Raw genomic sequence first — 19329 nt, forward strand, 5'->3', positions numbered from 1 at the left:
GGTCGACGCCGTCAACACGACCGCGACCGAGCTGGACAAGCCCCCGACCCGCGGAAGTCCCGACCCGCCCTCAAGATCCCGCAAGTTGCCGGGCAATCGGGCGTATCTTGACCACTCTTTTCCCCGATTGCCTGGCAATTCGAACGATCGACGAGCGCCGTCCCGCCATATTGGACCAATGGTGGCAGTAGTCCGATCCGGTGAAGTTCGCGTCCCACCGGCGGGCCAAGCGGCCGAACATCCGGTTGCGGGTCTCGGAGAACGCGAGCAGACTCGCGTGCGTCGTCGCGTACGGGAGTCAAATGATGGCGCAGAGTTGGGCAGACCTGCCGCTGGGGCGGGTCATCCGCCTGCGCGACGCTGCCCTCGACGCCGTTGAACTCTCCCTGCGCCCCCTGCCCGCCGACGCCCCGGCCGTGCTGGTCTACCACCCGCGCCCGGCCCGGACCACGGCCGAGCTGGTCAGCGCCGTGCTGACGGAGCTGGAGCGCGCCGCCGTCCAACTCCTCCCGGCTTGGCTGCCCGGCGCCGAGCCGCTCGACGGTCCCGCCGGCGCCGGAGTCGCCGCCGTCCGCGCCCTGGCCGTCGAACTCGCCGCCACCACCGGCCATTTCGGCCCGTTCCTGGCCGACCTCGCCGAGCGGGCGCTGCGCGGCAGCGGCGCCGGCACCGCCCGCTTCGCCCCCGAGGTGCGCGCCGCCGAACTCGCCAAGGTGCTGGCCGCCAGCTACGGCCGCGGCGGCGCCGCGATCGTCGTCGAGGTGCCCGCCGACCTGGACCAGGCCGCGCAGCGGGTGCTCGGCGCCGCGTGCGAGTGGCTGGCCGCCCACGGCGGCTTCGGGGTATGGCTCACCGGCGCGCCGCTGCCCTCGGCCGAGCGGATCGAGACGGTCCGGTTCCCGCTGCCCGAGCACCTGGTGGAGGTCGTCGCGCAGACCCCGCCGACGCCCGCCCCGGTGGTGCCGCCGACTGGCGTGGTGACGTACCCGCCGGTCGAGGGGCGGCCGGACCCGAACAGTGCCGCCGAGAAGGCGCTGGAGGCGGCGCTGGCGAAGGTCGCCTGGGCGGTCGGCCGGATCTGGAACCGCAGGTTCGAGGCGTACCCGCACTACATCATCGACCTGCAGTGGCGGGCCGAGCGGTGCGCGGTGGAGATCGACGGCCCGGAGCACCGGGGGCCGCGCAAGTTCGAGCACGACCGCCGCCGCGACGTGCTGCTACAGCTCGACGGCTTCGCGGTGCTGCGCTTCACCAACAACCAGGTGATGACAGAGCTGGACCAGGTGCTGTCCCATCTGGAACGGTACATCCGAAACAAACGCGACGACGCGCACAAGGAGTGACGATGGCAGGCAAGACCCTCAAGCCCTCGCAGAAGGCCTTCCTCACACTGCTGATGGCCGAGGCCCGGGAAGTCACCAACAGTGAACTGACCGAGCGCTACGGCATCTCCCTGACCGGCGAGGACAGCCGGACGTTGGTCGACGAGAAGCTCGTGACGCGCCGTAAGGTCGGTCGAGGCCTCGCGCACGAGCTGACCGACCAGGGCTGGGCGCGGTGCAAGGATGAGCTGACCGCCGAGTACGTCAAGGGCACCGGGCCTGCCGTCCCCGCCATGCACGCGCTGCTGGGTGCCCTCGACCGGTACGTCAAGCGGGCTGAGCTGGGGCTGCCCGACCTGTTCACCGCCAGCCCGGCACCGGTGGAGGTGCCCAGGCCCGCCAAGGCCGCCGCCAAGCCGCGCGCGGCGACGAAGGTCGACGTCGAGCAGCGCATCCGCACCGCGTACGCGAAACTCGCGCCCGCGCCGCAGGGCTGGGTCAGCCTCACCGACCTGCGTGGCGCACTGTCCGACCTCGACCGGGGCGTGGTCGACCAGGCGCTCATGACGATGGCGGTGCACCGCGCGGTGGTGCTGGTGCCCGAGGAGAACCAGAAGAACATGAGCGCCGAGGACCGCGCCGCCGCTATCCACATCGGCGGTGAGGACAAGCACCTGCTGTCGATCGAGGCCGCATGAACGAGGAGGAGCGCCGGGCGCTGTCCGCGCTGAGGTTCGACGTCGCCCCCGTTCCCGACGACGTCTGGCGCAGCTCGCCGTTCCATGTCGAGGCACTGCACGGCGAGGTCGCCCAGTACATCCTGGACGGCCTGCACGACGCCGAGCGCAGCGCGGACGGCAGCCCCATGGGCGTGGCCATGCAGGGGCAGGCCGGGTCGGGCAAGACCCACCTGCTCGGCTGGGTGCGCGAGCAGACGCAGGCCAAGGGCGGTTACTTCTTCCTGGTCGGCCTGCTCGACGGCGGCCACTTCTGGAAGAGCACAGCGCTGGCCTTCCTGGACGGCCTCTACCGTCCCCACCTGGAGCGGCGCAGCCAGCTGTCGGTCTTCCTGGACCGGATCTGCGAACTGGCCGGGGTGGGCGACGAGGCGCGCGCGGCCGTCGCGGGCAGCGGGCTGCTGGAGCGCGCCCACGTGGACGAGTTCATCGGCGCGCTGCGCCGCTACCACCAGCCCGTGGGGATGGCCTGCCACCACACGGCCCGAGCCCTCGTGCTGCTCGCGGCGGGCGACCCCGCCGCGCAGGACGTCGGCTACGCCTACCTGCAGTCGATGGAGGAACTGGAGCAGGGCGAGCGGCACGCGTGGGGCATCCACCCCGATCCGAAGCTGCCGCAGCTCGTGGTCCAGGAGATCTCCCAGCTGCTGGCGCTGACCGGACCGTCGGTGGTGGCGGTGGACCAGCTCGACACGCTGATCGCACAGGCGGTGACCAACACCGCCGGCGACAGCGCCGCCGAGGAGAGCCAGGACCAGGTCATGCTGGTCAACCGCATCGCGGACGGGCTGATGTCGCTGCGCCAGACCACGCGCCGGACGCTGACCGTGCTGTCGTGCCTGCCCTCGACGTGGACGCTGATCCGGACCCAGGCCACCAGGTCGGTCGCGGACCGGTTCCGGGAGGTGGTGACGCTCAAGGGGATCGCCAGCGCGGACATCGCGCAGGACATCGTCGAGAAGCGGTTCGCGGTGCGCTTCGCCGAGATCGGGTACGCGCCCGAGTATCCGTCCTGGCCCGTACGCCCCGAGGTGTTCGCCTACGCCACGGTGATGACGCCCCGGCGCCTGATCAACACCATCAACGACCACGTCCAGTCCTGCCTGCGCCGGGGCGTCGTCCGCGAGCTGGAGAGCCTGCTCGCCGACGGCGAGGCGCCGCCGCCGGAGGAAACGGTCGTGCCGCCGCCGCGGGACGACGTGCTGGAGGAGCGGTTCGAGCAGCTCAAGCGGGTGGCCGACATCTCCGGGGCGATGCGGCCCGCCACCGAGGACCAGGTGGTGTACGAGCTGCTGACCGCCGGGCTGACGGCCTGGATCGAGGAGCAGGGGGCGTACGCCGAGCAGTTCAAGGTCGATCCGCCGCAGGGCGGGAAGGTGGCCCTGCACGCCCGGCTGCGCCGGATCCTGGACGAGAGGGTTGAGGACGAGCAGCACTGGGCGTTTCGCGCGATCTCGGCGGAGCAGCCGATCGCGGCGCTGGCGCGCATCCACGCGGCGCGTACCAGCGCCGGGCTCAGCCGGGGCATCACCAAGCGCAAACTGTTCCTGCTGCGCAACACCGACTGGAGTAAGGGCGCCAAGACCCGGGAGGTGCTGAAGGCGTTCACCGAGGACGGCGGCACCTGGCTGAAGATGAACGAGGACGACCTGCGGACGTTCGCGGCGTTGCGGCAGTTGCTGGCCGAACGCGACGCGAACCTGTCGGCCTGGCTGGTCTCGCGCCGCCCGGCCGGGCGCACGATGCTGCTGCGTACCGTGCTCGGCGAGGTCGGCGCGGAGCTGGCCCAGGCCGAGCTGGCGACGGCCGAGGCCGAGCAGGCAGGGTCCGGGCAGGCGGCGGAGCCTGAGCCGCAGGCCGTGTCCGAGGTCGCCGAAGTGCCCGACGGCGCGGGGACGTCCGACACCGAGATCGCGCTCGGGACCGGCTACGAGGACGGCAGGCCGCTGCGGTTGCAGCTGGAATGGCTGCGCAAGCACACGGTGATCTTCGCCGGGTCGGGTTCGGGCAAGACGGTGCTGATCCGGCGCCTGATCGAGGAGTGCGCGCTGCAGGGCGTCTCGACGATCGTGCTGGACCCCAACAACGACCTGTCCCGCCTCGGTGACGCCTGGCCGGAGCCCCCGTCGGGCTGGCGCGACGGGGACGCGGCCAAGGCGGCGGCCTACCACGACTCGGTCGAGGTGGTCGTGTGGACGCCGCGCTGGGAGGCGGGTCGGCCGCTGACGTTCCAGCCGCTGCCCGACTTCCAGGAGGTACGCGAGGACGCCGACGAGTTCCGGGCCGCGGTCGACTCGGCCGTGGCCAGCCTCGCGCCCCGAGCCAAGGCCGACGGCACCACCGCGAAGGCGATCCGCAGCCAGGCGGTGCTGAAGGAGGCCGTCCGCTCGTTCGCGGTGCAGGGCGGTCGGGGTCTGCACTCGTTCATCGGCATGCTGTCGGCGCTGCCCGAGGGGGTCAGTCGGCTGGAGGAGGCGGAGAAGCTCGCCTTCGAGATGTCGCAGAACCTGACCGCCGCGACGGTCAACGATCCGCTGTTCGGCGGGGACGGCGTCGCGGCCGATCCTGGGGTGCTGCTGACGCCGACGCCGGGGCGGCGCGCCCGGGTGTCGGTGATCAGCTTCGTCGGCCTGACCTCCGACGAGCAGCGCCAGGGCTTCGTCAACCAGCTGCAGATGGCGTTGTTCGCCTGGATCAAGCGGCATCCGGCCGGTGACCGGCCGCTGGGCGGCCTGCTGGTGATGGACGAGGCCCAGACGCTGGCGCCCTCGGGCGGGGCGACCCCGTGTACGCAGAGCACGCTGGCGCTGGTGTCGCAGGCCCGCAAGTACGGTCTGGGCCTGGTCTTCGCCACCCAGGCGCCCAAGGGGCTGCACAACCAGATCCCCGGCAACGCGGCGACGCAGTTCTTCGGGCTGCTCAACGCGCCGGTGCAGATCGACGCGGCGCGGGAGATGGCGCGGGCCAAGGGCGCCGACGTGCCGGACATCTCGCGGCTGGGCACCGGCGAGTTCTACGCCTCGGGTGAGGGCTTCGCGTTCCGCAAGGTGCGTACGCCCCTGTGTCTGACCCACCACCCGAAGAGCCCGCTGACCACCGAGGAGGTCGTCGACCGCGCCCGCGCCGGACGCGACTGACGTTAAGAAGGGCACCTTCTTCTACGCGAAGCGATAAGAAGGTGCCCTTCCTTACCTGTCAGGGTTCGTGGGGGTCGAGGCGGTGGCGGAGGTCGTCGCGGCGCTGTTCGAGCTCGCCCAGCAGCGCCTCCTGCTCCTGGGTTTCGGCGAACAGCTCGCTGACGTCGCCGGGGTCGCCGGGGCCGTCGTCGCGGTTGCCGATCTCCTCGTGGATGCCTTCGGCGCTGCGGCGCAGGTCGGCGATCAGCCGCTCGACCTCCGCCAGCTCCGCCCGCGTGGCCGCCTCGTCCGCCGCCATGGCCCGCCCCCTCGTGCGCTCGACCGCTTTCCACCCATTGTCGGCACCCGTTCGGGCACGCCGGGCAGGTTCGGGCGGATCAGAGTCGGGCGAACCAGTCGCGTACGGCGTCGACCCCGCCGCCGCCGAGCGCGGCCATCAGCGCCACCCGGGCCTTGACCGGGGACAGGCCGCGGGCGCCGATCGCGCCGATCCCGGCGGCCAGGCCGGTGCCGGGCGGCAGGTCGGTCAGCGCCGCGGTGCCGGTGCCGCTGCGCGAGGCGACCACCACCGGAATGTCCCAGCCGACGAGCTCGCTCACGGTGCTGAACAGGCCGACCGGGATGTTGCCCGCCCCGGTCCCGGCCAGCACCACGCCCCGGGCCCCGGCGTCGACGGCCGCGTTGAGCAGCCCCGGCTCCATGCCGGGGTAGGTCGTGATGAGAGCGACGTCGGGTTCGGGGTCGCCGGTCACGGCCGGGGGGCGCGGCGGGACAGCGCTCAGCAGCTCGACCTTGGCGCCGATGACCTGGCCGAGCGGCCCGGCCGGGCCGGAGCCGAACAGCGCCACCCGGTCGGCGTCGACAAGCGTCGCCAGCCGCGCGGCGTGCAGCTCGCCCGCCGCGCACACGAGCACCCCGGCTCCGGTCAGCCCGGGTTCGGACGCTGCGGTGAGCGCGTCGGCCAGGTTGCCGGGAGCATCGGCGTCGGGGTCGTCCAGGCGCCGCTGGCCGCCGGTGAACACGATGGGCCCGCGCCCGGCGGCGGGCCCGGCGAGCAGGTCGGCCAGGTAGGCGCTCTCCTCCAGGGTGTCCGGACCGTGGGCGACGACCACGCCGTGGTAGCCGTCGTCGAGCAGCGCGCCGCGGACCCGGCGGGCCAGCGCCAGCATGGTGGTGGGGGAGATGTCCCAGCTCGGCTCGGCCATGACGTCGACCGGGGTGACGTGGACGCCGGCGAGGGCCGGACCGGCCGCCTCCAGCAGCTCGTGGGCGCTGGCGACGGCCGGTCGTTCGCCGTGGTGGGTGTGGGCGTAGGTGTCCTTCAGCGCCAGCAGCAGCAGCCGTGTGGTCATTCGGAAACTCCTATCGCGCCGTCCACCACGTCGTCCACCCGGGGTGGTCAGGCGCCTGCCAGCGCCTGCAGGATCCGGGCGGCGTCGGTGCCCAGGCCGGTGAACGACGGCAGGGCGGGGACTGGTTCGTGGCGGGCGCGCAGCTCGTGCTCGCCGTACCGGATGCAGGTGTCGTGCCAGACCAGGATGCCCGACATCCAGTCCTTGAGCTGCCCGGCGTACCGGTCGAGCCGGTCGCGTACCTGGGCGGGCAGGTCCAGCTGCTCGTACAGCTGGGGCAGCTCGACCGAGTCCAGGTGTTCGAACTGGCGCATGCGCTGGTTCATCAGGTCGGCCACCACCTCACGGGCAGCGTAGGCGTCGCAGCCGAGGAACCGCTCCACCACGAACACCATGTTGTGGATCTCGTTCTCGTACTGGATCTCCTTCTGGTACGAGTACAGGTCGTTGGTGAAGCAGGCGTAATCCTGGGCCGCGTGCTCGAGCTGCTGCAGCACCCGGTGCTCGAACAGCTCGTCGGGGACCAGGTCGGCGTGGGCCAGCCGGGCCAGGCCCATGGTCATGTCCGAGCCGAAGGTGGCCCGGCGCATCTCCACGTAGTCGACCGGGTCGGGCACCCGGTTGAGCACCTGGTTCTCCAGCTCCCACACCCACGACGCGATCATGTCGAGCACGGCGGTGCGGAACCGGGCCTTCGCGTGCGGACTCATCGGCCCGGCGGTGCGCAGCCACAGGTCGGCCAGCCCGCGCTCCAGCGGGGTCACCGCCTCCGGCATGACCGCGCCGTCCAGCGGCATGAACGTCTCCAGCCGCGCGGTCTGCGCGCGGGCGCCGACCAGGTCGCGGGTGCGGCCGAAACGCACCGGGTAGAGGTCGTCGCCGTAGGTGCCCCAGGACAGCCAGTCGGCGGACAGTTCCAGCTGCTCCGGGGCGGCGTCGGCGTGGATCATCGCGGCGCAGTGGGCCAGGTCGTACCCGGCGAGCAGGCCCGCGTCCCAGACCGCGATCGGGCCGTCGCCGGGCGCGGGCTCGAAGAAGCCCATCTGCTCGCTCCAGGCCAGCACGTGACGGCGGGCCTGGGCCAGGTGGGGGCTGGTCCGATGGGTGTACGGCATGTGCAGCGGCGGCAGCGGCAGGTGCCCGACGACCCGCCCGACCGGCACGTGCGCGTGCTGGACCAGGAAGGTGCGCACACCCGGCGCGAGCTGCCCGGGCCAGGCGGCGGCGGTGCCCAGCCCCACCGGGCGGCCGCTGAGGTCGGCGGCGTTGCGCTCGCGCGGTTTCTGGTAGCGGCTGGACCGGGCGTGCCACTCGTGCCCGCCCGCCTGCCAGTCCTGCAGGCCCTTGGCGTACAGGGCGACGGCGAGCTGGTCCTCCAGCGGCACCCCCTGCTCGGCCAGCAGCTGCGGCAGCTCGGTGAGCGCGGTGTGCTCGAACTGGCGCAGCCGGGACGTCAGCAGCTCGTTGACCAGGTCCGCGGCCCGTTGGGTGGGCAGGTCGAGGAAGCGTTCGAGCACCAGCACCGCGTTGGAGTTCTCGCCCTCCTCGGCGACCTCGCGCTGGTACGAGAACAGGTCGTTGCGCAGGTGCACCGCGTCGGCGAAGGTGTCGCACAGCACCCGCAGCGGCCGCAGTGCGGCCAGGTGCTCGGGGATCTCGGCGCCCGCCGCGTACTCGACCAGGTTGGCCGACCAGGGGGCACCGCCGACCCGCCGCCGCATCTCGATGTACTCGATCGGGTTGGCGATGCGGTGCCGGTTGATGTTGTCCAGCTCCCACATGGACTCGACCATGAGGTTGTGCGTGCTGGCCACGAACCGCCGTCGCCAGCCGTCCGACATGGCCGGGATGGTACGCGCCCACAGGTCGGCCAGCCCCGCCTCGGCCGGGTTCTCCGGCTCCGGCGGGATCTCGCCGGGCTCGGTCATGAACAGGCCGAGCCGGTCCAGGTACGCCTGCGCTCCGGCCAGGTCGGCGGAGTACTTGAACATCTCCAGGAAGTGGTCGTCGAAGAAGAAGACCCACACGTACCAGTCGGTGACCAGGTCGAGGGTGGGCTCGTCGCAGTCGGGGTGGGTGTAGGCGCACATCAGCCCGTAGTCGTGGCGGTTGAGGCGCTCGGCGTCCCAGACCAGGTTGCCCGACGGCCCGACGGCGTCGAGCATCCCCATGTCCCTGGCCCACGCGTTGGAGTGGTCGCGGGCGTGCTGCTCGTGCGGGTTCAGCCGGGCGGGGTAGGGCAGGTAGAACTCGGGCAGGTCGAACGCTGGCATTGCGGCTCCTGACGGGTCGGGGGCGGCGTAGCCAGCACGACATTACCGATAAAACGGACTTCTGGGTAGATGTCTCCTGGCGATGATCGCCTGCCCGCCCAACGACCGACCGGACCGCCGTGACACGGGCGACGATGCGGCCATGATGGACGGTCACCGTCCGAAATGGAAATCGCCAGCTCCCGGCCGTGTAGTGGATCAGCCCAGGGCCTGCATGAGCGGGCTGTAGTGCGGTCCCCGGTCGCCGCGAACCGGGCCGAGCGCCATGATCGTGCAGGTGAAGCGCTCGGACAGCCCGTGCGCCGTGGCCCACTCGCGCAGGTGCGGACGGCGCTCGTCGAAGTCGACCCGGACCTCCCCGTCGGTGCCGGTGACCGTCTCGGTGATCAGGGCCAGCGCGTCGTCATCGGATCCGGCGACCACCGGACCGACCATCAGGCGGTCGGTGTTGGGCCACGCGGCCGCGAAGCCGGTGATCTCACCGTCGCGCTCGGCCACCCGCAGGCTGCTGCAGAACTCCGGCAGCAGGCGCAGCACGGACGTGCGCTCGGCGCCCATGGTCACGGTGTCCAGGCGGGCGATCGCGGGCAGGTCGGCCTCGGTCGCCGGGCGGGTCGCCGCGGTGGTGGATTGTGCGACGGGCGGGGTGAAGGTGCCGACGTGGACGTGGCGGGTGCCCAGGGCGGTGAAACCGAGCTTCTCGTACAGCGGGCGGCCCTGCTCGGTGGCGTCGAGGATGGCCGTGGCGGATCCGGCCTGCGCCAGCGCGTGCTCCATCAGCCGTCGGCCGAGGCCGTGTCCGCCCAGGCGGGCGGCGACCAGCACCATGCTGATCGCGGCGACGTCGGCGCCGTATCTGGTCAGGATCGTGGTGCCGACCAGTTCGTCGCCGTCACGGATGCCGTAGACCTCGCCGACGGCGAACAGGAACCGCCATTTGCCCTCCTCGGACAGCCAGCCCCGGTCGTCGGCCAGCGCCAGGCAGCCGGGCAGGTCATCCAGGGTCAGGCGTACCACGTCGTTCGTCACCAGCGGATGCTCGCATTCCCGCCGGCCCCCGGTCACCTGCGTTTCCGGGCTGAGCCGCAGGTCACATTCGGCCCGATTTACAAACCGTACGTACGTATTGTTGAATCGGCGGCATGATCCAGAGACTGCTGCCGCCGCCCGGTCCCGCCCGCCTGCTCAACCTCGCCACGCTGATCAACACGGCGGGCAACGGGCTCTGGCTCACCGTGAACGTCCTCTACCTGACCCGGGTGGTGGGATTCTCGCCGCGCGAGGTTGGGTTCGGGCTCACCGCCGCCACCGCCGTCTGCGTCGTGGCCAGCACCCCGATGGGCTACCTGGCCGACCGGTTCGGCCCGCGCCGCATGCAGATCGCGTGCTTCGCGGCGCTGTCGCTGCTCACCGCCGCGATGCTGCCGGTGCGCACCTTCGGCGCGTTCGTCGCCGTCGCGGCGCTGACCGCGCTGGCCGACGCCGGGCAGCGCGGCGCCCGAGGCGCCCTCATCGCGGGCGTCATCCCCGCCGACCAGCGGGTGCGGGCCCGCGCCTTCCTGCGGGTGACCACTAACGTCGGCATCTCGGTCGGGGCGGCGCTGGCCGGGATCGCGCTGGCGGTGGACACACCCACGGCGTACCGGCTGGTCATCCTCGGCAACGCGGTCAGCTTCGCCGCCGCCGCCCTGGTCGGGACCCGCCTGCCCGCGGTGGCGCCGGTGCCCGCCGGGCCCGGCCCGCGCCTGGTCGCCCTGCGCGACCGGCCCTACCTGGCCTTCGTCGCCCTGGACGGCCTGATGTCGATGCACTTCGACATCCTCAACATCGTCCTGCCGCTGTGGATCGTCTCGCACACCCACGCCCCGGCCTGGCTGGCCGCGGTGCTGCTGCTGGTCAACACCACCATGGTGGTGGCCTGGCAGGTCCGCGCCGCCCGCGGCACCGAGGAGCTGTCCGGGGCCGCCCGCGCCAGCCGCAGCGCCGGGCTGTTCGTCGGCGGCGCCTGCCTGATCTTCGCCGCCAGCGCCGGGGTGCCCACCTGGGCCGCGGTCACCCTGCTCATCGCGGGCGCCCTGGTGCACGTCGTCGGCGAGCTGCGCCAGTCCGCGGGCGGCTGGGGCATCTCGTTCGGCCTGGCCCCCGCCCACGCGCAGGGGCAGTACCAGGCGACCTACGGGATGGGGGCGCAGTTCGGGCGGATGCTCGCCCCGGCGCTGCTCACCTGGCTGGTGCTCGACCACGGCACCGCCGGATGGCTCGTCCTGGCGGTGCTCTTCGCGACCCTGGCCGCCGCAGTCCCACCCGTCGTCACCTGGGCCGCCTCCCACCGCCCCCGCCCGGCCACCGCGTAGACCGCGCAAGTTGCCGGGCAAACGGGCATATCAGCACCGCGATACCCCCTGTTGCCCGGCAACTTGCGTGATCTTGGGGTCGGTCAGTTGCGGCCCTGGCCGTCGTACAGGTCGAGGTCGCCGTCCAGTTCCACCGCGATGACCGTCGCGTGCGGGTCCACGTCCGCGTCCCGTGGCCCGTCGATCCAGGTCACCCCCGGCACCTCGCCGTGCCCGCCGGTCACCCGGTGCCCCAGCTCCGCCCCGGTGCCCAGCACGTACGCCCGCTTCACCGCCGTACGCAGCCCCTTGACCGCCAGCTCCCCGGGCGAGCCGAAGCACACCAGGTACAGCGTGCGGCCGTCGGCCGACCGGGTGCTCGGACCGTAGTGGTGCCCGGCGGGCAGACCCGCGACCGTGCCCCACACCGCGTCCGCGTGCCGGGCGATCCAGGCACCCAGACCCTCCAGGCGCTCCACCTGCTCCGCCGGGATCACCCCCGCGGCGGTCGGACCCACGTCCAGCAGCAGGTTTCCGCCCAGCCCGATGGTCTCGGCGAAGTAGCGCACCAGCTGCCCGACCGACTTGAAGTTCGTGTCGGACTGCCGGAAACCCCAGCTGTCGTTGATGGTCAGACACAGCTCCCACGGCCCGTCCGGCGCCCGCATCGGCAGACCCTGCTCCGGGGTCGCGTAGTCGCCATAGGACAGCATCCGGGCGTTGAGCACCGTACGCGGGTCGGCGGTCAGGATCCGCTCGGCCAGCGGGGCTAGGCGCCACTGCTGCTCGCTGCGCTCCCACTCGCCGTCGAACCACAGCAGGTCCGGGTGGAACCGGTCGACCAGCTCGCCGACCTGGGCGTCGCGGTAGTCCAGGTACCGCTGCCAGGCCTGCTCGTCGTCCGGGGCGCCGTCCTGCGGGGCCACCCAGCGGCTCTCGTTCACCCACGGCGCCCGCCCCTGCGAGCGCACCGACGGGTAGAGCGGGTGGTTCCAGTCCGAGTGCGAGTAGTAGAAGCCGACCTTGAGACCGTGCTCGCGCAGGGCTTCGGCGTACGGTCCGAGCAGGTCACGCCCCGCCGGAGTGTGCCGGACCACGTTGAGGTCGCCGTGCGCGGTGTCCCACAGCGCGACGCCGTCGTGGTGGCGCGAGGTGAGCACGGCGTAGCGGGCGCCGACCCGGGCGAACAGCTCGGCCCACGCCTTCGGGTCATAACCGGCGGCGGTGAATCCGTCGGCCTGGCGCATGTACTGGTCGTGGGGCACCTCGTCGGCGTAGAACGCCCACGACTCCAGTGTCCCGTCGACGGCGTAGATCCCCCAGTGCAGGAAGATGCCCAGTTTGGCCTCGGTGAACCACGGCTGCATAGCCACGTTGACGTTTCTCCAGTGTGCGTCGCTGGTCGGTAACGTGGAGAGGCTATGCGGCGGCGAGCCCGCGCAGCGTGGGTCGTAATCACCACTGCTGGTAGATTTTCACCATGCCGGATCTGGAACCGGGGGGCGGCCGGGTGCGGCTGCGGCTGCACGAGCCGCCCCGCGTGGTCAACATCGGCGTCGGGCTGCACGGGGTGGGCACCGTACGGGACGTGTTCCTGCTGCCCGACCTGTGGCAGTTGCACCTGTACGGCTACCACGCCGAACTCACCCTCGGCGGCCTGACGCACGAGATCCGCCCCGGCCACGTGAGCCTCATCCCGCCGGGGCACGAGGTCGCCTTCCGCTACCGGGGACGATCGGAGCACCTGTACGCCCACCTGCGGCTGCCGGGCGGCGGCCCGGCGCTGTCCGTGCCGGTGATGCAGGACGCCGCCGACCGGACCCCCGTGCTGCGCGACCTGTTCAGCCAGGCCCTGGCCGCCGCACCCCGCGACGGCGCGCACGCTGACGCCGAGGTGTGGGCGCTGCTGTGGCGGATCAGCCGCCTGCCCGGTCCGGCGGCAGCCACACCGGGCGGACCGCATCCGGCGGTGGCCGCCGCGACCGCCCACATCGAGCTGCGCCTGGCCGAACCGTTGACCGTGCCGGAGATCGCCCGGCACGCGGGCGTCTCACACAACCACCTGACCCGGCTGTTCCGCGCCGAGACCGGCGACACCGTCGTGGCTTACCTCCGTCGCCGCCGCCTGGCCCGCGCGGAGCATCTGCTGCGGCGCTCCACCCTGTCGATTCCGGCGATCGCGGCGCTGGTCGGGCTGGCCGACCTGCAGGCGTTCAACAAAGCGTGTCGGCGTGAGTTGGGGGCGTCGCCGCGCGCCCTCCGGGGGTAAGGAAGGGCACCTTCTTATCGCTTTCCGTAGTAAAAGGTGCCCTTCTTATAATAAGAGTCTTTTCATTGACTGATCCCAATGTGGACAATATTCGAGGAATAGACCTGCCGGAGCACCTTCCGCGCCTCGCCCCACGAGCCACGGCGCTCGATCGGCACGGGCACTCACAACATCAAAGACCGCGATACCGTATGACCCGCATCGACGTTTCCGGCGAAGGCCGTGGCCGCCGAGCGCGGCGTCGTCTGCCGGATCCGTTCGAGCAAGCCCAGGAGTAGCACGATGAAGCTGACTATCGTGGCGGCGACCGGCGGCATCGGCAGCCAGCTCCTCGTCCAGGCCGTCGCCGCCGGTCATGAGGCCACCGCCGTCGTGCGGAATCCGAAAAGGCTCCCCGACGCATCGGTACGCGTCGTCACGGCCGATCTCTCGGCAGCCGATCCGTCGCAGTTGCGGTCCGCGGTCGACGGCGCCGACGCGGTGCTCTCCGGACTCGGGGCACGATCGGGCGCCGAGGCGGGTGTCGCCTCACGGGGCACCCGCGCCCTCGTCCAGGCGATGCAGGCGACGGGCGTACGGCGCATCGTCGTCGTCAGTGCCGCATCGGTCGGCACCGTGCCGTCACCAGGGCGGCCGAACCCGCCGCGCCACAACCCCGGCGACGGGTTCTTCATGCGGCACCTGGCCGCTCCGCTGGCCAAGGCCGCGTTCCGCAGGCACTACGTCGACCTGGCGCTGATGGAGGATGTCCTGCGCGACAGCGACCTGGACTGGACGATCTCCCGCCCACCCCGTCTACTCAACGGGCGCGTGACGCGCAAATACCGGACGGCGTACGAGCAGAACGTCCGCGCCGGCATGTTCATCTCCCGCGCCGACGTCGCCCACCACATGCTCGACGCGCTCGACCATCCCGAGACGATCCATCGCACCATCGGGATCGCCTACTAACGCCTGGACCAGGAGCAGAAACCACTTGAAGAGTCTCAAGCCCACGGGCGACGCCCGTGAGTCCGGGTGGTCATCCGGTATCCGCGCGGAGCGGGCCGCGTGAAGCGCCGGCGGCTACACCGCGCCACCTTCGTCGCGGCCGGGATCTACAACATCGCCTGGGGCTGCTACGCGGTCCTCGATCCGCAATGGTTCTTCCGCGTCACGGGCCTGCCACTGTCGAACTCGCCGCAGATATTCGCCTGCCTCGGCATGGTCCTCGGCCTGTACGGTCTGCTCTACCTGGAGGTGGCCCGGCGGCCCGAACACGGCTGGCCGGCTGCCGCCGTCGGGTTCACCGGCAAGATCCTCGGACCCCTGGGCCTGGCGTGGCTCATCGCCACCGGCGTCTGGCCGATCAGCACCGTCATCATGATCATCACCAACGACCTGATCTGGTGGATCCCCTTCAGCTGCTACCTGCTCGACGCCTGGCCGGACTTCCGAGCCACGTGGCGGTCTCCGTCACCGCAACATGATCAGGCCGAGGACGTCCCCGCCGCACCCCGGTGAGCGTCGCGGCGACCGGTAGGGCGGCCCATTGGGCGCGATCTGGTGTAGCAGCCGGGTGCGCCTGCGGGGAAAGTCGTCGCGCGTCAGGTACCACCACATCCACGCATACATAACGAGAACGGCATATTTGGGTTGCTGGTCAATAACCCCTGAGGGTGGCGCGATATGGGGCTGCGGCGGGTCGCATGACCATAAACTGGGCGCGGAGGGGGTGGTTCTCCATGCCCATCAAACGCTGGCACAACGTGCGGACCGGGCCGACGGGCGACAAGATCATATCGATCTTCGAGAAGTACTACCCGAAGAAGCGTGACCTCTACGTCAGCTCCGGCATGGACGGCGACCATGGCGGCTCCAGCCACCACTACGGTCTCAGCCACCAGGGCTCACCCACCGCAGCGGTCGACTTCGGGGTGGGCGCGAAGTCGACGATAGGCCGGGACCTGGCCAAATGGATCGAGGACGAGTTCCACGACCAGTGCGTCGAACTGATCCACACCACCCCGTTCCCCGACGACGACGGGTTCTACGTCAAGAACGGGCAGAAGATCTCGTCGTACGGCGCCGGCACCGACGCCGCGCATGCCGATCACGTACACCTGGCCATGTCCGCGGTCCAGGCCGACGAGGTGCTGGCCCGGCTGGAGCGCAAGTACGGCGACAAGGTCAAGGGCACCCGGGCCCGCCGCACCACCACCGCCAAGAAGACGACCGCGAAGAAGGCGCCCGCCAAGAAGGCAGCCGGTGCGGCGAGCAAGCGTTACACCGTCAAGGCCGGGGACACCCTCACCGCGATCGCCAACCGCTTCGACACCACGGTGCTGGAGCTGTGCCGCCTCAACCCGCAGATCACCGACCCCGACCTCATCGAGATCGGCTGGCGTCTCCGCATCACCTGACCGCACACCGCGGCCATGCGCCCGCCCGCTCGCGCCCGCTCGCGCCCGTGGCGTCGCCGCTCGCGTGGCGTTGCTGCAATTTCGGGGAAAGTGCAGCTATCCGCGCCAAGATTCCTGCACTTTCCCCGAAACCGCACGAACCTCCGTGTGCTCGGGGAGGGCGGGATGCTCGGGGGCGGGGGAGGGCTCGGCGGTGGGCTGGCGGCGGCGTTGGGCCAGACGACGGACCAGGGGTTCGACGCCGCGGGCGATCAGTGGGCCGAGCACCGCCAGGATCAGCACGTACGCCGCGGCCAGCGGACCGAGCCGCGGGTTGATGCCGGCGGCCACCGCGAGGCCCGCGATGACGATGTTGAACTCGCCTCGGGGCAGCAGCGCCACCCCGGCCCGTAGCCGACCGGCGGCGTGGATGCCCGCCCGTCGCGCCGCCCACCAACCGGTGGCCAGTTTGGTGGCGATACCGGCCAGTGCCAGCAGCAGCGCGATGCCGATCACCGGCGGCAGTTGCGCCGGGTCGGTCTGCAGTCCGAAGAAGACGAAGAAGACCGCGGCGAACAGGTCCCGCAGCGGCGTCAGCAGCTCCCGGGCGGTGTGCGCGAGCGGCCCCGACAGCGCGATGCCGACCAGGAACGCGCCGACCGCCGCCGACACCTGCAGCTGCTGCGCCACCCCGGCGACCAGCACGGTCAGCCCGAGCACCTTCAGCAGCAGCACCTCCTCGCTGGGAGAATGCACGAACTTCTCCACCCACTTGCCGAACTTCAGCGCCACCACCAGGATCACCGTGATGGTCGCCCCGGCGATGCCCAGCGTGGTCAGCCCGGCCACGAACCCGACCCCGGCCAGCATCGCGGTCAGGATCGGCAGGTACACCGCCATGGTCAGGTCCTCGAAGACCAGCAGTGACAGCACCACCGGCACCTCGCGGTTGCCGAGCCAGTTCAGGTCGGCCAGCACCTTGGCGGTGATGCCGGACGAGGTGACGTACGTGATGCCGCCGAGCGCGACCGCCGCCACCAGACCCCAGCCCAGCAGCAGCGCCGCGATGACGCCAGGGGCGCTGTTGAGGACCAGGTCGACCAGGCCCGCCGGGGCGTTGTGCCGCAGCGTGCCGACCAGTTCCGGCGCCGTGTACTCCAGACCCAGGGTGAACAGCAGCAGGATGACGCCGATCTCCGCGCCGGTGGCGGTGAACTCCTCGGTGGAGACCAGCGGCAGCAGGCCGCCCTTGCCGAACGCCAGTCCGGCCAGCAGGTACAGCGGGATCGGGGAGATGCCGAAGCGCACCGACAGCGCGCCGAGCAGGCCCAGGGCGAGGATTACCGCCCCGATCTCGATCAGGGTGACGGCTCCGTGCACGGGCGCCCCTCAGCCGTTGTTCAGGATGTCGGTCACGGCGGCGGTGCCCTCGGCGGTGCCGACGGCCACGGCCAGGTCGCCCGGGTGGAACTCGAAGTCCGGCCGGGGGCTGGCCAGGATCTCCCCGGCCCGGATCACGGCGACGATCGAGGCACCGGTACGGGTGCGGGCCTGGGTGTCGCCCAGGGTGCGGCCGTCGTACGGCGAGCCCGCCGTCACCGGCACCTGGACCGTCAGCAGCCCGACCACCTGGCGGCGCAGGTCGGCCAGGCGCTCCACGATCCGCGCCGTGCCGAGCAGTTCGGCGACCCCGTTGGCCTCGTCGGTCGTCAGCGACAGCGCCGCCACCGCGGTATCGGGATCATCCGGGTGGTAGATGACGATGTCGCGGCGGCCGGAGACGTGCGACACGACAGCGGCGTGCTGCCCCTTCGCGGTCTGGAACTCGTGGCGCAGGCCGATTCCCGGCAGTGCGGTCTTCTCGACGTCCAACGGTGAAACCTCCCGGTGCGGCGTCACGGTTTGCGATCACCTTACCCGTATGGCATCTGATATCGGCAAACTCGAACTTGACCTCAAGTGCGCTTGAGCCTGCAACCTCGTCGCATGAGCTCGCAGACGTTGGCTGAACGGCTCGGCCTGCCCCGTACGCGTGGCAACGGCCGCCTGCTGACCGCACTGGCGATCGACGCCCTCGGCAACGGCCTGATGGCGCCGTTCCTGCTGCTGTTCCTCGGCGCCTGGACCGGGCTCGACCTGCTCGTGATCGGATCGGTGCTGACGGCCGCCCGGCTGGCGGCACTGCCGCTCGGTGTGGCGGCCGGGCCGTTCACCGACCGGATCGGGCCGCGCCGCGCCCTGGTGTGCAGCGGGCTGGCGCAGGCGGCGGGGATGGGCGGCTTCCTGTTGTGTACGCAAGCCTGGCAGGTCGCGGGGTGTGCGCTGCTCGCTGCCGTCGGCGACGCGACGTTCTGGGTCGCGCACCGGTCGATGACCGCCGCGGTGGTGCCCGAAGGCGACCGGCCGCGCTGGCTCGGTGCCCAGATCGCCCTGCGCAACGGGGCGTTCGCGCTCGGCGGGCTGGCCGCGGCACTGGTCGTGGCCGCCCCCGGTCGCACCGGCCTGGCCGCGCTCGTCGCGGTGAACGCGGCCAGTTTCCTGGCGCTGGCGGCTCTGGTCGGCACCTGGCACCCGGCGACCCTGGTGCCGTCGCACTCCTCCGATGTGGACACACCCTCGTACCGGGTGGTGCTGGCCGATCGGGCGTACCTGCTGTTCGTCGGGGTGAACCTGCTGCTGGTGGTGGCGATGGCCACGCCCGCGCTGCTGCTGGCGGTGTACGTCGGCGACGTCCTGCACGGGCCGGTGTGGCTGGTCGGGGTGGCGTTCACGGTCGAGACGGTGCTCATCGCGCTCTGCCAGACCGTGGTGGGACGTCTGCTGGAACGCCACCGGCGCACCACCGTGCTGCGCTGGGCGGCGCTCGCCTTCGCCGCCTCGTTCCTCGCGTACGCGCTGCTGCCCGCCGTACCGGCGAGCCTGCTCGGGCCGTGTCTGATCGGCGCGGTGCTGATCACGACCGTGGCCAACCTGCTGGAGGGGCCGACCGGGATCGGCCTGGTCACCGACGCCGCACCGGACCGGGTCCGGGGCCGCTACACCGCCGTCTACCAGCTGTCCTGGAACATCGGCAAGGCAATCACGCCCGGCGCGGCCGCCTGGCTGCTCGACCGGGGCCCGGCCGTCCCGTGGCTGACCCTGACCGCCTGCTGCGCCCTCGCGTACGCCCTGCTGACCCGCCTGGCCCGGCTACTGCCCACCCGCGTCGACAACCCGCGCCACGCGTCAACGCTCCCCGACCAACCCCTCCCCGCACCCGCCTGATGCCCCACCGCGACCCGCGCCGCGCCGCAACCCGCGCCGCGCCGCAACCCGCGCCGCGCCGCGACCCGCAACGACACCGAGGAGATCGACGCCGCCGACGCGACCCGCGCCGCGCGACGACCCGCGCCGCGCCGCGCGACCCGCCCGTTTCAGGCTGCAGTTTCCGGGAAACTGCGGCAATTCGGCCCAAGATTCCAGCACTTTCCCCGAAACTGCAGCCAAGCGGGCCCGGGACGCGGCGCGGAGCGGGGTGGGGGCGGC

15 protein-coding genes and 1 pseudogene are annotated in these 19329 nt (G+C 71.7%); 9 read left to right on the forward strand and 7 right to left on the reverse strand.

Going from position 1 to position 19329, the window contains the following annotated elements:
- The first annotated feature begins 305 nt into the window (after nt 1-305).
- Genes KUA19_RS43830 through KUA19_RS08410 form a run of 3 tightly spaced genes read left to right on the forward strand, consistent with a single transcriptional unit; the run spans nt 306 to nt 5196 of the window.
- On the forward strand, nt 306-1343 hold the full coding sequence (locus KUA19_RS43830) for an endonuclease domain-containing protein (protein WP_217395579.1): 1038 nt from the start codon (nt 306-308) through the stop codon (nt 1341-1343).
- 2 nt (nt 1344-1345) lie between these two features.
- Nucleotides 1346-2020 (forward strand): hypothetical protein, encoded by a 675-nt coding sequence (locus KUA19_RS08405; RefSeq protein WP_217395580.1) that lies wholly within the window; start codon nt 1346-1348, stop codon nt 2018-2020.
- On the forward strand, nt 2017-5196 hold the full coding sequence (locus tag KUA19_RS08410; protein WP_217395581.1) for an ATP-binding protein: 3180 nt from the start codon (nt 2017-2019) through the stop codon (nt 5194-5196). The genes KUA19_RS08405 and KUA19_RS08410 overlap by 4 nt, the downstream gene beginning before the upstream one ends.
- A gap of 58 nt (nt 5197-5254) precedes the next feature.
- Here the strand turns inward: KUA19_RS08410 and KUA19_RS08415 are convergent, their stop codons facing one another.
- From KUA19_RS08415 to KUA19_RS08430, 4 genes are all read right to left on the reverse strand, one after another.
- A complete protein-coding gene (locus KUA19_RS08415; RefSeq protein ID WP_217395582.1) occupies nt 5255-5494 on the reverse strand; it encodes a hypothetical protein in 240 nt (79 codons plus the stop codon).
- A gap of 79 nt (nt 5495-5573) precedes the next feature.
- Nucleotides 5574-6548 carry an asparaginase gene (locus KUA19_RS08420; protein ID WP_217395583.1) on the reverse strand — a complete coding sequence of 325 codons (975 nt, stop codon included), beginning with the start codon at nt 6546-6548 and terminating at the stop codon, nt 5574-5576.
- 47 nt (nt 6549-6595) lie between these two features.
- On the reverse strand, nt 6596-8821 hold the full coding sequence (locus tag KUA19_RS08425; RefSeq protein WP_254548982.1) for a terpene synthase family protein: 2226 nt from the start codon (nt 8819-8821) through the stop codon (nt 6596-6598).
- 198 nt (nt 8822-9019) lie between these two features.
- A complete protein-coding gene (locus tag KUA19_RS08430) occupies nt 9020-9850 on the reverse strand; it encodes a GNAT family N-acetyltransferase (RefSeq protein ID WP_308167378.1) in 831 nt (276 codons plus the stop codon).
- A 113-nt stretch (nt 9851-9963) separates the two neighbouring features.
- On the opposite strand from KUA19_RS08430, the gene KUA19_RS08435 reads away from it, so the two are divergent.
- The gene (locus tag KUA19_RS08435) at nt 9964-11175 is read left to right on the forward strand and encodes an MFS transporter (protein WP_217395584.1); all 1212 of its coding nucleotides are present in this window, start codon (nt 9964-9966) and stop codon (nt 11173-11175) included.
- Between the two features lie 83 nt (nt 11176-11258).
- Here the strand turns inward: KUA19_RS08435 and KUA19_RS08440 are convergent.
- Nucleotides 11259-12536: pseudogene (locus KUA19_RS08440) on the reverse strand (alpha-L-fucosidase); the annotation flags it as partial.
- 98 nt (nt 12537-12634) lie between these two features.
- On the opposite strand from KUA19_RS08440, the gene KUA19_RS08445 reads away from it, so the two are divergent.
- The 4 genes from KUA19_RS08445 to KUA19_RS08460 all read left to right on the forward strand — a co-directional run bounded on the left by KUA19_RS08445 (nt 12635) and on the right by KUA19_RS08460 (nt 15825).
- The gene (locus tag KUA19_RS08445; RefSeq protein ID WP_217395585.1) at nt 12635-13423 is read left to right on the forward strand and encodes an AraC family transcriptional regulator; all 789 of its coding nucleotides are present in this window, start codon (nt 12635-12637) and stop codon (nt 13421-13423) included.
- 222 nt (nt 13424-13645) lie between these two features.
- Nucleotides 13646-14374, forward strand: a complete 729-nt coding sequence (locus KUA19_RS08450; RefSeq protein ID WP_308167379.1) for an NAD(P)-dependent oxidoreductase — start codon at nt 13646-13648, stop codon at nt 14372-14374.
- A 99-nt stretch (nt 14375-14473) separates the two neighbouring features.
- Nucleotides 14474-14926 (forward strand): hypothetical protein, encoded by a 453-nt coding sequence (locus KUA19_RS08455; RefSeq protein ID WP_217395586.1) that lies wholly within the window; start codon nt 14474-14476, stop codon nt 14924-14926.
- Nucleotides 14927-15147: 221 nt separating this feature from the next.
- A complete protein-coding gene (locus tag KUA19_RS08460) occupies nt 15148-15825 on the forward strand; it encodes a LysM peptidoglycan-binding domain-containing protein (RefSeq protein WP_217395587.1) in 678 nt (225 codons plus the stop codon).
- A 96-nt stretch (nt 15826-15921) separates the two neighbouring features.
- Here the strand turns inward: KUA19_RS08460 and KUA19_RS08465 are convergent, their stop codons facing one another.
- Nucleotides 15922-17184 carry a cation:proton antiporter gene (locus tag KUA19_RS08465; protein WP_217395588.1) on the reverse strand — a complete coding sequence of 421 codons (1263 nt, stop codon included), beginning with the start codon at nt 17182-17184 and terminating at the stop codon, nt 15922-15924.
- Nucleotides 17185-17193: 9 nt separating this feature from the next.
- Nucleotides 17194-17676: a cation:proton antiporter regulatory subunit gene (locus KUA19_RS08470; RefSeq protein WP_217395589.1), complete on the reverse strand. Its 483-nt coding sequence runs from the start codon at nt 17674-17676 to the stop codon at nt 17194-17196.
- 114 nt (nt 17677-17790) lie between these two features.
- On the opposite strand from KUA19_RS08470, the gene KUA19_RS08475 reads away from it, so the two are divergent.
- Complete coding sequence (locus KUA19_RS08475) at nt 17791-19068, forward strand: MFS transporter (RefSeq protein ID WP_217395590.1); 1278 nt, start codon at nt 17791-17793, stop codon at nt 19066-19068.
- Nucleotides 19069-19329 lie beyond the last annotated feature (261 nt).

The organism is Catellatospora tritici (genome assembly GCF_019083965.1).
In the GTDB taxonomy this organism is placed as follows: domain Bacteria; phylum Actinomycetota; class Actinomycetes; order Mycobacteriales; family Micromonosporaceae; genus Catellatospora; species Catellatospora tritici.